Genomic DNA, 14997 nt, shown 5'->3' on the forward strand with positions numbered 1-14997 from the left:
CTCAGCGGCTGACAAGCACCAGTACGGGTCCCAGTGATAGCTCCTGCTTCCGCAGCAGCCGCGACGATGGAGCTGTTCAGGTTTAAGGCCCCCCGATAGTGACCTAGGATGGGTGCTGCCACGCGGCTCGGACTCAGCGTGCATTATCACGTAAATGTTGAGAGAATGAATGGCGCCGCGAAGGGCAATTCCAGCCGTCCAAAGCGACAGGCGTGTCGCGGCCTCGACATTGCAGTGGCGCTTACCTAACACGGCCTCACACTGCCCTCTAAGCGGCCCCGAATTTGAACTGACGGCCCCTGGCCGGTTCATCGGGCAGGTCAAGGGCTAGGTGTAGTACACAGGGCTCATAACTTTCAGTTTCTAGTTGGTACGATGGGCCGTGGACGGTCGATGCAGACTTCAAGATGGCGAACGAAGCTCTCCATGCGTGCGTTGTCGAGGCAAGTGCCTTTGCCATGCTCGCGACTGGAGAGATTTCAAAATGAGCCTTGTAAGCGGAGAATGCCGCCGACGCTGTTCGGCTTGCTCGTGCCCTTGACGGCGGTAGGCTCGGCAGGGCCGAGGCCAGAGTTGCCGTAGTGGTCGTAATCGACCTCGGCTGTGACCGTGAAGCCGGGAACGACCATGTAGGCGACGTTTGCAGCCACACCAGCATCCTTGAGCTGATCACCCGAGACCTGAAGGTTGAACGAAGTTTTCTCGTCAAACTCGTAGGTGGCGCCCGCCCAGAAAGCCCACTGGCCGTTCCAGATTTTGTACGAGCCGCGCCCATGATTGGCAATTGCGCCGTTTGAGTCCTCGTTGAGACTGGCATTGGAACCGTAGCCGAAGAGTCCAAACAGCGACAGCTGGTTTGTGACAGCGACGTCGACGCGGATCTTGCCGGCAAAAGCTTCGTAATTGCTGTCATAAGCCGCGACGCCGGTGATCGAGCCCCAGCCTTGCGTGTATTTCAAGCCGGCGACAACGTGCGGAATATAGCTGTCGATAGTACCGGCTGAGCCCGATCCTTGTTCGAGCGAAATCACAGTCGAAATGCCGTTGCCGGCGTCGAAGTGGTACTGAGCCACGTTGGTGTCGAAGCCGGCCGACGGAACGAGCATACTATCGAGAACGTCGCCAGCGTAGCTTACAAACGTATCGAAGGCCGACCCCTCCTTGCCAACTCGCAGGCCTCCCAGCTCGACCCAGGCAGAAGCCAGTGCGAGGCCGCTGTTGAAATCATAGTTCTGAGGACTGTCATGCGAGTTAGCGCTGTTGCCAAAATTCACGTGGGTTTCGGTATAGGTCGTCAACGCGCCGAGCTCGGTCTGCTGGCCGGTCCAAGTTTTGAACGTGAAGCGTGTGCTGTTTCGCCAAGTGCCTTGGTCCTCGCCAGTTCTCACGTCCGAGGTTCTTGCGCTGTCATACGATCGGACGTCACCCAGGCCGATATCGTAACGGACATAGCCGCCGATGCGCAGGCAGGTCTCGGTGTTGGGAATATAGGAATATCCCGAGCCGAGGACGTCGCAGATCTTGATGTACTCGGCCGGTTCCCGCTCGGCGCCAGCTGCTCGACCGACGGAAACGGTCATCAGAGCAGTTAAGCCGAGAAGAGGACTCTTGATGTACATGTCTAGATCTCCATGAAGGAATAAAAAGGATAGAGGCGAAAGAGCAAGCTTTTCCTCTAAATTTTGTGCGTGTTGTCTCCAATATGTGGACGCCAAAGCGCTTGACACGAGAGGTGAGCCAGCGTAAAAGCCACATGTACTTATAATAGTGTTTTCTGTTAGGAGATTCATTATCGTTTACATGTGAAACACTCCGGTCGGACCGCTGCAGCTCTCCGAATAGAGCAGCAAGCGACATGCCAACCTGAAGCGTAAATGCGGCCGACACCAAAATCGCACGCCTGCCATGTGACAGTCTCGTTAACAGCGACGGCTTCCCGTCTGACCGCAACGGAGGCCGCGCCATGCGCTACCGAGAAGGATCACTGCGCGTACGCTCCGCAAGGGCTGCGCCAGGAACAGAGGGCGTGCGCGTCCGAGGCGTCGCATGGTGGCCGCAGCACCTTTTCGCCGCTGTAAGTTCGCCGTGCAGGTACATTGCGCGGCCGGAAGCGAGAGGGAGCGCACCCTGAAACGGCTGCCTACGGCTCGCCTCGAGTAATTGGCGATGAACAGCATTCTCGAGAACTTAGTCTCGACGGAAAGAGCAACGAAAGGAAGCCGCTTGGACGAGCACGATCCGAAGGAAGAACCGATCGAGACCATTTTCCGCAACGGCACAATCACTGCCGTGGGTATCCTGCTTGCCTTTTCGCTCGGCTTCCTCACTCATTGGGCCGCGAACCCCTTGCCATGGCAACTCTACGATCTGTTCGCCGTAGTGCCGATCCTGCTCGGCATCGCACTGCAGATGAGAGCGCTGTCCATGCTGCTCGACATGAGTTCCTTGCGGCGCCCCATCTACGAACGCGCCAATCGCATTTTCATGGTCGGCCTCATCCAGACCGCGTGTGGCGTCGGCATGGCCATCTTGGTCGATCTTTTCGGGATATCGGTAGGGGGCACGCTGCCCGGCGCTTGACGACAAGCCACACCGCCGCTCTTCGCTCGAAGCGACGTCAAGCCGGGGAACCTTGTGCACCCCCTAGCGGCGTCCTCCTTTCATCAAATGAGCCGACGTCAGCTTTAGAGCGTCTCGGTGGCTAAAGCCGGTATGGTTTTTCGGCCGGCAGGGAAGGCCGCTGGCTGGACCTGGATGGCGTCTGAACGAGGCTTGACAGGTCCGTTGCGTCGGACATGAATTTCGCATTGCAAAGTTCTTCCGCAGACGCCTCAAGCACACTGCACTGGCGTCACGTACTACTCAGACGTTGAATGCGGCACCGCACCATCACCTCAGGCGCAACCATGGCACGCGCGCTCCCCGGCGTGGTTGACCCCATCCTGTCCAAACGAGACTGCGACATAAGCGGGACGCACTGACTTAGGTCAGAGACCAGGACGAGCGCGCAACGAAAGAATGATGGATCAGCGACGTGGGATGACAGCTCCTTGCACACCTCAATCCTGACAAAGTACCGGGACCCCCGGCCGCCTTGGTATACCATCTATCCGACTGTGCCAGACTTCTCTGCGGCAGTTGGTGCTGACGATTATGAGGAATGGCTGGGGGCCTCCCGGCCGACGAATCGGTGTCGCTCTATTTCCACATTCCGTTTTGCCGATCCATGTGCTGGTATTGCGGCTTCCCTACCGCGGTCATCCGTCGCAACGGCCCGATCCTTAATTATTTAGCGGTGCTGCGTCAGGAGATCAGTTTGGTGTCGGAGCAAGTGCGGCAAGGGCTGCCGGTGAGCGATGTGCATTTCGGCGCGGAACGCCTCACCTTATCGGGCCAGCCGAGCACTTGGCGCTGATGGAATTTCTACGCCGCCACTTCGCTTTCAGCAAAACTGCTGCGATCACCGTGGAGATCGATCCCCGAACGTTCACACCGGAAATGGCCGAAGCCTTGGCAGCTAACGGTGTCAACCGCGCGAGCATCGGCGTGCAGAGCTTTGATCCCGATGTGCAAAGGCGATCAATCGGATCCAGAGTAAGGTGCAGACGGCCGCTGCAGTCCAAAATCTCCGCCGGCATGGCGTTGGCCATATCAACTTCGACCTCATCTTCGGTCTACCGAAACAGACTGTGCAGTCCTGCATCCAGACCGCGATGGCTGCGGTCGCCATGCGCCCCAACCGGCTTGCGGTGTTCGGATACGCGCATATTCCTTCCGTGATAAAGAACCAGCGCCTATCGAGCAGGCAGGTCTACCGGACGGCGATCTTCGCGCCGAACAGGCTGCAGCTGTCGCCGAGACACTGGTTGGCGCTGGCTACCGGGAGATCGGGCTCGATCATTTCGCTCCGCCGGACGACGAACTCGCGCTAGCGCAGAAGACCGGGCGCGCCTACGGCGTAATTCGCTGGGATACTCGGCCGATACTTGCAAAACGTGATCGGCTTAGGCGCGTCGGCTATTGGCCGAGTCCGCGAGGGGTATGTTCAGAACGAAGTAACACGGGATTCTTACGCCCGGCACATCGCAAGTGGACGTCTGGCGACATCAAAGGGTCACCGTCTGACCGACGATGACCGGGTGCGCGCAGCGATCATCGAGCGACTGATGTGCGATTTGGAGGCCGACGTGCCGACCATCTGTGCCGCCCACGAAATCGAACCAGCTCGTTTTCTCGATTCAGTTGAGAGTTTGGTGACGCTGGCTGAGGAGGGGATCCTGGACGTCGAAAACGGCTTCATCCGCGTGCGGCCGGAGCACCGCTTTGTTGTTCGCGCCGTTGCTGCTGCATTCGATGCTTTTCTCGCGAATCGATGAGTTGAGGCCACGACGCCGAAAGGCATCAAACCTTGTTTGGCGCTCGTCGGCATGGGCTCTCGCAGAAGACTCCGCAAGCGTATGCAGGGGACTTCCACTTGACGCCGCGTTCACCATCATCTCGCCTGGGTGCGCGCGAAAGCGCACAACCCGGAGCACGCTGCTCTCGGTGTGAGGCTGTGCTCTGCAAAGCACCGGTGATCCACCCTGTCCCTGGACAGCAGCTTGATGGCGTCATCTTGGAGGACGAGAAAAGATTGTCGAGGTACGGGTACGAATTGCCTCGGTCGTCCGTTCAATCGAAAGCACTGTCTGCGGAGGCACCTCTCCTTCATGCAGTGACAGGAGATGCTGGGCGACTTCCTTATCTGCTGCGGTGAGTCGATGATTTAGGCGGAGAAAGTCCATCCAGGTGGGGGTGCGGAATGTCTCCGTCCAAAGTGACGGTGTTTGCAGATTTCGCTGGAGCGTCCAGTTTCGTGCACCGGCACGGCTCTGGACGTGTCGCCGCGTGCGCATGGAGCCCAGAAAGGCCTCGATATTTTCCTCCGATATCAAATACTCGACCTTGGCCACGATAGGGCCACTTCTGGGTTTCAGATCGAGAGCCACGTCCGGCGGATGAAAAACTGAACTTTCTTGATCGGTTTCTTCCCAGGGACGGACCGGCAACACGATCCCCGCTGCTGCAACCAGCAACAGAGCGCCTGCGGCGCCCTCCAATGCTAAGGTCAAGGAATAGTTTTGCGCGACAGAACCCCAGATCCAGCTGCCAGCAGCCATACCGCCTGCGCTCAAGGCGTAGTAAATGGAGAGCGTGCGGCCTACAACCCACCTTGGGCTTGCCAACTGCACCGACACGTCAATGCCCGTCCAGGTGATAAGCCAACCCGCTCCGCCGAGCGCCAGCGAAATGGCCGCCACAGGAATCGACGATGTAAGGGCAAGGGAGAGGCAACAGACTGCACAAGCCACAGAGGCGAAGGCCACCAGCCTGTTTTGAGACGTGACCTTCCTCAAGAAGCCGTTGCCCATGCCCGCGATGAAAGCACCCATGCCGAAGCCGGCCAATAAGATACCGTAGACAATTGGCCCACTCTTCAACTGATCCCGGACGACGAGGGGGAGCAACGCCAGAATGGAGATGCTTGCCAATCCGAAAAGAGCGGCTCGGGCGGTCGCTGCCCTGATCTCCAAAGACATCGCAGTAAAGCGCACTCCGTCATGAATTGCCGTCGTCATTCTCTCACGAGGGAGAGGCGAAGAGCGGACCTCCCATTTGGTGCGCCATATCGCGCTTATGGGCGCCAGATCACTCACCGCAGCCAAGGCGAAAGCGGCCAGCGGCCCAAAGACGGCCAGGATCACGCCCCCCAAGGCCGGACCAACGCTGCGCACAATGTTGTATCCGACGGACATAAGCGTCACTGCGGCCGGAATGTCGCGTTTGTGAAGGATATCGCCGACCGAAGCGTGCCAAGCCGGATCATTCAAGGCAAAGCCGCAGCCGGCCAGGAAACCTAACCCGAGAATCAGCCAAGGACTGACAAATCCCAGACCCACAGAAATCATCAGCGTCGTCGACGCCGATGCTATCAGGCAGTGTCCCGCAAACATCACCCACCGGCGGCTGAAGTTGTCGGCAATGGCTCCGGCGAAAACTGAGAGGAAGAACACCGGCAATGTGGATGCGGCCTGGACGAGTGCCACCATGAGGTCGGACGCTGAAATCGTTGCCATAAGCCAACTGATGGCGACCGTTTGCACTAGCCAACCGAGGCTGGAAATCTGGGTGGCCGCCCAAATTGAGCGAAACACCTTGTTTCGAAATGGGGCGAGCGTCTTTGAAACGGGCGGTTGAGGATTTTCGCTCTGCATGAGGTATTGCTGGCCTTCGATGAGCGCTGCGATTTGAGCAAGCGGGTCGATACTTAGACATCGCGGAGCACCGCACGGAACCCAGCTCTATGGAGCTTGCCGGCGACTATTTACGTATTGAGCCATTCTCATAGTCTCATTCATGAGCAGTCCTGTGCGCAAGCATTGCTTTGCTAAATTCCCACCACAAGCGCGCCGCCGCTGAGACCCGCACCCGCTGCCGCCAAGAGGACTTTCTCGCCAGGCCGAAACGGCTGCGCCCGATGGGCCAGCGACAATGAGAGCGGGATCGTCGCGGCGGAAGAGTTGCCATATTCGGCGATCGTCTTGACGATCGAGTGATCAGCGATGCCGAGGTTCCTGCCGACCGCGTCGAAAATGCGCGCATTGGCCTGATGCGGCACGAAACGATCGAGGTCTTGCGGCCTCAGTCGGGCAGCAGTGAGCGCATCTCTCGAGCAGGCGGTCATCATCTCCACGGCCTTGCTGAATACTTCACGGCCGTCAGTGATCGTCATCCGTGTCTGCGCGAGGTCGAGGTCGGCATGGAACGGAGTGTTGCTTCCCCCGGCGGGAATCTGGATTAGCCCGTAGCGCGAGCCGTCGGAATCCACCGAAGCGCCGAGAATGCCTCGATCCGGGTCATCGCAAGGACTGATCACCATGGCGCCGGCGGCATCGGCAAACAGCACGGCGCTGGCGCGCTCGGCCAAATTGATGCGGTGGCTGAGGATGTTGGCGGCGATGACAAGGCTCGCTTTGCCGTGCAGGCGGGTGAACCCGTCGGCGAACATCAGCGCATAGATGAAGCCGGCGCAGGCGCCGGTCAGGTCGATCGCTCCGGCGCGGCCTAGCCCCAGCCGATGTGCGACCAGCGGCGCGCTTGGCGGCAGAAGGTGATCGGGCGTCGACGTGGCGAGCAAGAGTAGACCGACGTCGCCGCGGTCGATACCGGCATTGGTCAGCGCCATGTCGCCGGCAGAGGCGGCAAGGCCCGACAGCGTGTCTTCGTCTGTTGCCCAGAAGCGCGAGCGAATTCCGGTGCGCCGCTCGATCCAGCCGGGCTCAAGCCCGAGCCGGTCTTCGATTTCCGGGTTCTCGACCTTGCGCGCCGGCGCATGATGGCCGAAGCCGAGAACGCGCGACGATAGGTTCATGGCCGCGAGCCGAAGCGTTCGCCGGCCTCCTCTATCGCGTCATAGAGCCCGCCCAATTCGTCGCTGGTGATGCAATAGGGCGGTAGAAGATAGAGGACATTGCCGAGCGGGCGCACAAGTAGCCCCCGCTCAAGGAAAAAAGCGCGCAGTTTTGGCCCGATCTCGGCCAGATAACCGGCTGAGCCGGTGCGTAGGTCGAGTGCCGCGATGGTGCCGGTTGTCCGGCAGTCGGTGAAATATGGATTGACCCGGAAGCGTTGCAGCCCGGCGGCCTGCCTCGCGCTCAAGACCGCGATCCGCTCGGCCACCGGCTCGTCACGCCAGATCTCGACATTGGCAAGTGCTGCCGCGCAGGCGATCGGATTGGCGGTGTAGGAGCTCGAATGGAAAAACGTCTTCTTGCGATCCTCCGAAAAGTGAGCGTGGAAGATGGCATCGGTGGCGATCGTGGCGGCCAGCGGGATGGTACCACCGGTCAGACCTTTCGAGGTGCACAAGATGTCGGGCGAGACGGACGCCTGTTCGCAGGCAAACATGGTTCCGGTGCGCCCCCAGCCGGTCATCACTTCATCGGCGATCAGCAGCGTGCCGGAGGCTTCGGCGATCCTCTTCAATTCGGCAAGAACCCAGGCCGGATACATCAGCATGCCGCCGGCGCCAAGCACCAGCGGCTCGACGATCAGCGCGGCTGCGCGCCGGTCGCGGCTAACGGCCTCGAACCGATCCAGCGTTTCCTGCTCGCGCCCGGCGGCCGGGAAGGGGATGGCGTCGACCTCGAACAGCAAAGGATCATAGGCGGCGTTGAAGACGCCGCGGGCGCCGACGCTCATCGCCCCGATCGTGTCGCCATGATAGCTGTGCTCCATGACGGCGATGCGCGAACGCGGCGCGCCGATGTTGCGGAAATAGCCGAGCGCCATCTTCAGCGCGACTTCGACTGAGGTGGAGCCACTGTCGGAATAGAACACCCGGTCGAGGCCGGCGGGTGCGATGCCGATAAGCGCCTCGGCCAGCCGTTCGGCCGGCTCGTGGGTGAAGCCCGCGAAGATGATCTGGTCGAGGCTCGACGCGGTCGTCTCGATGGCCTTCATGATGCGGGGGTGGCGATGGCCATGGGTGACGACCCACCAGGAAGAAATCGCATCGAGGATGCGGAAGCCGTCGGCCTTGTGGAGATAGGCGCCTTCAGTCAGCACGATTTCAGGGACCGAGGGCTCTAGCGCGTGCTGCGTGAACGGATGCCAGACTCGAGACTCCGCCATCAGTCGCCTCCGGCAATCATGGCCAGGTCGAAGCCGGAAATCATTGCATCTCTCAACGTTTCACCCGTCAGCGGACCGAGGTGCGGCAGCCTGCCCAGCTGCGGCACGCCGCCGAATTCCACGATTGTCCTTTGTGTATCGGCCACCTCTTCGCCAATGAAGGCAATGCCGATGAGCGGGATGGAGCGGGCTCTCAGGGCCTCGATCGACAACAGCGTATGATTGATGGTGCCAAGCGCGGTGCGGGCGCACAGTATGACCGGCAGCCGCCATTGTTCGAATATGTCAATGAACCTTGTCTGTCGATTGAGCGGCACCATCAGCCCGCCGGCGCCTTCGATGACGAGCGGTGTCGGCAGGACCGGAAATGAAAGATCGTCGGCCTCGATCGCGACGCCGTCGATTTCGGCTGATCGATGCGGCGACAGCGGCATCGTCAGTCGATAGACTTCGGGCAGCACGCGTCCGTCGGGCAAGCCGGAAAGCCGGGCGACGACCTCGCTGTCGGTCTCCTCGTTGAGGCCCGATTGCACCGGCTTCCAGTAGAAGCCGTCGAGCAGCCCGGCAAGTCCGGCCGAAAACACTGTCTTGCCAATTCCAGTGTCTGTTCCGGTGACGACGATGCGTTTGGTCATGCTGTGGCCAACACTCCGACGAGAGCCTCGACCATGGCGGAAATGTCGGCTTCGTCGACGTTGAGAGTCAGCGAAATGCGCAGGCGCGACGTACCCTCAGGCACTGTCGGCGGGCGAATGCCGCGTATGTCGAAGCCGCGTGCCTGCAGTCCTGCCGCCACCGCCATGGTGCGGCTGTTATCGCCGATCACAAGCGGCTGGATCTGCGAACCGCTGGGCATCACGCCGCAGCGTTCGGCCAATTGCCGGCTCGCGAAAGCGACACGCTCGTGCAACTGAGCACGACGCATAGGCTCGTCAGACAGAATAGTCAGCGCCTCACGTGCCGCGACTGCCATCAGCGGCGATGGTGCGGTCGCATAGATGAATGGCCGGCACCGGTTGATAAGATAGTCGCACAGTGTTCGCGGTCCGGTAACGAGCGCGCCGGATGCGCCAAGCGCCTTGCCGCATGTGTGGAGCGTGACGATGTTGTCGCGGCCTTCATACGCGGCGGCCAGTCCCCGGCCGTCCGGTCCCCAGACGCCGGTGGCATGCGCTTCATCGACGACGATGAATGCCTGGTACCGATCAGCCAGCGCGACCAGGCTCTCCATCGGCGCACGGTCGCCATCCATGCTGTAAAGGCTTTCGAAGGCGATCCACACCCGCCCCATGCCGCCTTCGGCGCGCCAGCGGGTGATTGCGTCCTCGACAGCGTCGACGTCGTTGTGCGCGGCCAGCTTGAACTCAGCGCGCCCGGCCTGGGCACCCTCATGCATGCTGGCATGAGCGAGCTCGTCGAGGACCAGCAGGTCGCCTTTCTGCGGCAGGGCCGTCAGCAGAGCGAAGTTGGCGATATAGCCGCTGCCGAAGAACAGTGCACGCTCGGCTCCGAAAAATGCCGCTGCGTCCGCCTCCAGTTGCTCATGTTCCGGTGCATTGCCGCGCAACAGCCGCGATCCGGTGGCGCCCACTGGCGTGCCCCGCGCAATCGCCGTCGAAACCGCATCGCCCAGTCTTTTGGAGGCGGCAAGTCCGATATAGTCGTTCGACGAGAAGTCGAGCCCGGCGCGCGGTGCGAGCGTCCGCAACCGGTCCTTGCGCCCCAGTCCCCGCAAGGTTGCGTCATAGCGGGCAAGAATTGCCTCCTTCATTGCGTGGCGAGTTCCATAGGCTCAATGCCGAGGCGCCGGAACAGAAGGGTATCCTTGTCCTCGCCGGGATTTCCCGCCGTCAGCAGCGTGTCGCCGACAAAGATCGAATTGGCCCCGGCAAAGAAGCACAGCGCCTGCGTTTCGTCGCTCATCGCCGTCCTGCCGGCGGACAGCCTTACATAGGATTTCGGCATCATCACCCGCGCGAGCGCAACGATGCGGACGAAATCGATCGGATCGATGGCGTCGGCCGCGGCAAGCGGCGTGCCTTCGATGGGAATAAGCATGTTGATCGGCACGCTTTCCGGCGGCTCGGGCAGGTTCGCGAGCGTGACCAGCATGTCGATGCGATCGGTCTTTTCTTCTCCCATCCCGACAATGCCGCCGCAGCAGACTTTCATCCCAACCGCGCGCACGTGCCCAAGCGTTTCCAGCCGGTCGGCAAAAGTCCTGGTTGAAATAACCTCGCCATAGTAGCGCTCAGAGGTATCGATGTTGTGGTTATAGTAGTCGAGACCGGCCTGCTTCAGGCGAGCAGCTTGCTCAAGATCGAGCATGCCGAGCGTCATGCAGGTCTCCATGCCGAGGGCCTTGACGCCCTCAATCATGGCGACCACAACCTCCATGTCGCGCTCCTTGGGACTTCGCCACGCCGCGCCCATGCAATAGCGCGTTGCGCCGCCATCACGCGCCATGGCCGCTTCGTCGATGACATGCTTGACGTCCACCAGCTTCGACGCCTTCACACCGGTTTCGTAATGCGCAGACTGGCTGCAATAGCCGCAATCTTCGGGGCACCCGCCGGTCTTGATGCTAAGGAGCCGCGACAGCTGCACTCGGTTTCGATCGAAGTTCTGGCGGTGGATCGTCTGAGCTAGGAACAGCAGATCGTTGAATGGCATGCCGTAGATGGCCTCGGCCTCTTTGCGGTTCCATCGCGGAGGCGTTCCATCGACCGATTGCATGGTCTGGTTCACGTCGAACTCCGAGTTCATTCCAATCGTCATCGTCAAACCTTTGTTTGCTAGTCCGGTACGCCTTCTTGGCTTTGGGGCGCACTCGCTAAAGGCGAGCTGCGGCACGTCTTTCCAGCACCTCCTACGCCTGCCGAGCTGATGTTGCTCCTCACGCCGTAATCCTCAGTTCAAGTGCTTGCAGATGTTCTGGTGGTCCGGCATGTCCAGGCCGATGTCGAGGATCGGGGCGCTGTGCGTCAGCCAACCCATGGAGATGAGATCGACACCGGTCGCCGCAATCGCCGCCGCCGTTTTCGGCATCACCCGACCGGACGCCTCGGTGATCGTACGGCCATCCACTATAGAAACCGCGCGGGCAAGATCCTCGACCGACATATTGTCGAGCAGCACCGCGTCAACACCAATCGCGAGCGCTGCATCGAGCTGCTTCAGCGTGTCGACCTCGACCTCGACCTTCACCATATGCCCTGCTGCGGCGCGCGCCCGCTCTATTGCTGTGCGGATATCGCCGGCGATCGCGATGTGGTTGTCCTTTATGAGCACGCCGTCATCGAGGCCGAACCGGTGATTGGCACCGCCGCCGACGCGCACGGCGTATTTCTCCAATGCCCGCAGCCCGGGCGTCGTCTTTCGCGTCGATACAATCCTCGCCTTGTGACCGCGCACGGCCTCAACCATGGCCGCTGTGGCAGTGGCAATGCCGCTCAGCCGGCATAAGAAATTGAGGGCCGTGCGTTCGGCCGTGAGCAGGCCTCGTGCGGGTCCGGACAATCTTGCAATGGTTTCCCCGGCCCCAACCTCGCTGCCATCAGGGCGCCAGATCTGGATGTTGATCGCCGGTTCCACGAGAAGGAAGGCATACGAGACCAGATCGAGCCCGGCAACGACGCCCGCCTGCCTCGCTTTGAGCACCAACGTGGCAGTGCAATCATACGGGATAACCGCATCGGTGGTCAGGTCGCCGGATCTGCCCAGGTCTTCGAGGAGCGCAACGCGCACAATCGGTTCGATCAGGGTCGCGGGGAGGGGGGAGAATGAAGTCATATCAAGTGCTCCGTATGGTAGCCCGGCAATCGAGTGCGGCCGCGGCCCGCATTGCGCTGTGCAGTGTCAGCCGTGATGGGCGCACGTTGGCATCGTGGAGCGGGAAATCGGACCGACAGTGCGCGCCTCGACTCTCTTCCCGCCTCAGGGCCGCCGCGGCGATCATCAGTGAGACCAAAGCCGGACCAGAGGCAGCGACACTATTGGCTGCGATCGGCAGCAGGGTCGCCACCGCTTCGCGCATTGCCTCGCCGTCGCGGATGATACCCAGGGCGGCGGAGACAATCGGGCGGACCACGGAAGCGTCTGGTCGTGGAGGGACGAATGTGGAGCATCTGCGCGGTCGCCGGGTATACGACGTGCCGGCAACGCTTTCGGCAACCCAGCTCGCGGTGACCGCCGCTTCGGTGAGCGAGTTGCTGGCCAGGCGGTTGGCGCCGTGCAGGCCGGTACAGGCCACCTCACCGCAGGCCCACAATCCCTCGATGGAGCTGCGGCCGGCGCTGTCTACGGCGACGCCGCCCATGTGATAATGTGCCGCCGGGCGCACCGGGATCAGGTCGGTCGCGGGGTCGATTCCTGCGCTCCGGCACAATTCGGCGATGCCTGGAAAACGCTTGCCAAATCTCGGGCCGAGACTTTGCCGTGCGTCCAGGAATACGCGGCGTCCAACGGCAAGCTGGTGCCAAATGGCGCGCGCTACGACGTCGCGAGGCGCAAGTTCACCGCCAGGTGTGTCGGCGAGGAAGCGCTCTCCTCGCTCATCGATGAGCACCGCGCCTTCGCCACGCACGGCTTCGCTCACCAGCGGCATCGGCCGGCGCGGACCGTCGAGCGCAGTTGGATGGAACTGTATGAATTCCAAGTCGGCGAGTTCCGCCCCCGCCCATGCGGCGAGCGCCAGCCCGTGACCCCATGAGCCAGCGGGGTTTGTCGTGTCGCAAAACAGCCCGCCGACGCCGCCGGTCGCCAGCACCGCGCGACGCGTGGGCAGAGCGAGCGCGCCGGCTCGTCCTGCTGCGACCACGGCGATGACCGACCCGTCCTGCACGACCAGCCGGCGGACCTCCACATTTTCGATAATGGTGATCGAGGCTGTACGCCGAACCGCGGCGACGAGCGCGCGCACCAACTCGCGACCGGTGGCGTCGCCGGCTGCATGCACAATTCGCCGTCGCGAGTGTGCCGCCTCGAGCCCAAGTCGCAACGCGCGGTCAGGGTGCTGGTCGAAGTCGACGCCGAACCTTTGGATCGTCCTAATCGCTTCGGGTGCAGCTCGTACCACTCGCCGCACCGTGGCCTCATCGCAGAGTCCGTCGCCGGCAGCTATCGTGTCGCAAAGGTGAAAATCTGGGCCGTCGTCGCCCCCGAGACTTGCCGCAAGACCGCCCTGGGCAAGTTCACTGCAGGCTCCGGTTCCAAGCGGCGCGTTGGTCAAAAGCACGACCGGTTCCGGCGCCAGATGAAGCGCCGTCATCAGGCCGGCAATGCCGCCGCCGATGACGACCGGCGCCCCGGCGATGTCGCGAACCTCCAGACTCATAGGGAAAGCATGCGCTCGACCGCGCGGCGGGCGGGGCCGGCAATTTCGGGATCAATCCGGACCTCATGCCGGTTCTGCTCGAGTGCGGCGCGAATGTTGGCCAGGTTGATGCGCTTCATGTGCGGGCACAGATTGCATGGGCGAACGAACTCGACGTCGGGATGCGCGACCGCGACGTTGTCGCTCATCGAACATTCGGTCAGAAGGACGACACGCGTCGGTTTCTCACGCTCGACATAATCCGACATCGCCGCGGTCGAGCCGGAGAACTCCGCCTCCGCGACAACGTCTGGTGGGCATTCTGGATGGGCCAGCACGATGACGCCTGGATGGGCATCGCGCAGTTCCCGGATGTCTGCTGCGGTGAAGCGCTCATGCACCTCGCAATGGCCTTTCCAGGCGATGATCTCGACGTCTGTATCGGCTGCCACGTTCCTCGCCAGATATTCGTCCGGGAGCATCAGCACACGCGCCACGCCAAGCGATTCCACCACCGCCTTGGCGTTGCCGGACGTGCAGCAGATGTCGGACTCCGCTTTTACGGCGGCGGAAGTGTTGACGTAAGTAACAACGGGGACCCCCGGATACCGCAGCCGCATTAGCCGCACGTCGTTTGCCGTGATCGATTCGGCCAGCGAGCAGCCGGCGCGGAGATCCGGGATGAGCACGGTCTTGTTCGGATTGAGCAGTTTTGCCGTCTCGGCCATGAAATGAACGCCGGCAACCACGATGATGTCGGCGTCGACCGTCACCGCCTTGTGGGCCAACGCCAGGCTGTCGCCGACGATGTCTGCCACGCAATGAAAAATTTCGGGCGTCTGGTAATTGTGCGCCAGCACCACCGCATTGCGCTCACGCTTCAGCGCTAAGATGGCTTCAATATCGCCGGCGAACGCGAGCCATTCAACGGGTGGGATCACCCGCCGGACACGCTCATACAGGGACGCAGCCATAGGTAACGCCCCAGTCATTGGCGCCTCGATTATATT

11 protein-coding genes and 1 pseudogene are annotated in these 14997 nt (G+C 61.5%); 2 read left to right on the plus strand and 10 right to left on the minus strand.

The annotated features are described in order from the left end of the window. Nucleotides 1-479: 479 nt before the first annotated feature. A complete protein-coding gene (locus EJ077_RS02090; RefSeq protein ID WP_126063922.1) occupies nucleotides 480-1619 on the minus strand; it encodes a porin in 1140 nt (379 codons plus the stop codon). A 604-nt stretch (nucleotides 1620-2223) separates the two neighbouring features. On the opposite strand from EJ077_RS02090, the gene EJ077_RS02095 reads away from it, so the two are divergent. Beyond that, nucleotides 2224-2580 carry a hypothetical protein gene (locus EJ077_RS02095; RefSeq protein ID WP_024505577.1) on the plus strand — a complete coding sequence of 119 codons (357 nt, stop codon included), beginning with the start codon at nucleotides 2224-2226 and terminating at the stop codon, nucleotides 2578-2580. Nucleotides 2581-3050: 470 nt separating this feature from the next. Further along, nucleotides 3051-4376, plus strand: a pseudogene (hemN, locus tag EJ077_RS02100) (oxygen-independent coproporphyrinogen III oxidase). Nucleotides 4377-4610: 234 nt separating this feature from the next. Here hemN and EJ077_RS02105 read toward each other — a convergent pair. The 9 genes from EJ077_RS02105 to nadA form a co-directional block, all read right to left on the minus strand. Then, nucleotides 4611-6254 carry an MFS transporter gene (locus tag EJ077_RS02105; protein WP_126063923.1) on the minus strand — a complete coding sequence of 548 codons (1644 nt, stop codon included), beginning with the start codon at nucleotides 6252-6254 and terminating at the stop codon, nucleotides 4611-4613. Between the two features lie 173 nt (nucleotides 6255-6427). Beyond that, nucleotides 6428-7411 carry a beta-ketoacyl-ACP synthase III gene (locus EJ077_RS02110; protein WP_126063924.1) on the minus strand — a complete coding sequence of 328 codons (984 nt, stop codon included), beginning with the start codon at nucleotides 7409-7411 and terminating at the stop codon, nucleotides 6428-6430. Next, entirely contained in the window at nucleotides 7408-8673 is a 1266-nt protein-coding gene (locus EJ077_RS02115) for an adenosylmethionine--8-amino-7-oxononanoate transaminase (RefSeq protein WP_126080683.1), read from the minus strand. The genes EJ077_RS02110 and EJ077_RS02115 overlap by 4 nt, the downstream gene beginning before the upstream one ends. After that, nucleotides 8673-9308 carry a dethiobiotin synthase gene (gene bioD / locus EJ077_RS02120; protein ID WP_063169254.1) on the minus strand — a complete coding sequence of 212 codons (636 nt, stop codon included), beginning with the start codon at nucleotides 9306-9308 and terminating at the stop codon, nucleotides 8673-8675. Before bioD ends, EJ077_RS02115 begins: the two co-directional genes overlap by 1 nt. Beyond that, the gene (locus EJ077_RS02125; protein WP_024505572.1) at nucleotides 9305-10444 is read right to left on the minus strand and encodes an 8-amino-7-oxononanoate synthase; all 1140 of its coding nucleotides are present in this window, start codon (nucleotides 10442-10444) and stop codon (nucleotides 9305-9307) included. The genes bioD and EJ077_RS02125 overlap by 4 nt, the downstream gene beginning before the upstream one ends. After that, nucleotides 10441-11409 (minus strand): biotin synthase BioB, encoded by a 969-nt coding sequence (gene bioB / locus EJ077_RS02130; protein ID WP_245454882.1) that lies wholly within the window; start codon nucleotides 11407-11409, stop codon nucleotides 10441-10443. Before bioB ends, EJ077_RS02125 begins: the two co-directional genes overlap by 4 nt. A gap of 174 nt (nucleotides 11410-11583) precedes the next feature. After that, the gene (gene nadC, locus EJ077_RS02135) at nucleotides 11584-12465 is read right to left on the minus strand and encodes a carboxylating nicotinate-nucleotide diphosphorylase (protein WP_024505570.1); all 882 of its coding nucleotides are present in this window, start codon (nucleotides 12463-12465) and stop codon (nucleotides 11584-11586) included. Nucleotide 12466: 1 nt separating this feature from the next. Next, nucleotides 12467-14008 (minus strand): L-aspartate oxidase, encoded by a 1542-nt coding sequence (locus tag EJ077_RS02140; protein WP_024505569.1) that lies wholly within the window; start codon nucleotides 14006-14008, stop codon nucleotides 12467-12469. Continuing rightward, nucleotides 14005-14979, minus strand: coding sequence for a quinolinate synthase NadA (gene nadA, locus EJ077_RS02145; protein WP_126063925.1), 975 nt, complete (start codon nucleotides 14977-14979; stop codon nucleotides 14005-14007). The genes EJ077_RS02140 and nadA overlap by 4 nt, the downstream gene beginning before the upstream one ends. Nucleotides 14980-14997 lie beyond the last annotated feature (18 nt).

It is taken from the genome of Mesorhizobium sp. M8A.F.Ca.ET.057.01.1.1 (assembly GCF_003952565.1).
GTDB lineage: Bacteria > Pseudomonadota > Alphaproteobacteria > Rhizobiales > Rhizobiaceae > Mesorhizobium.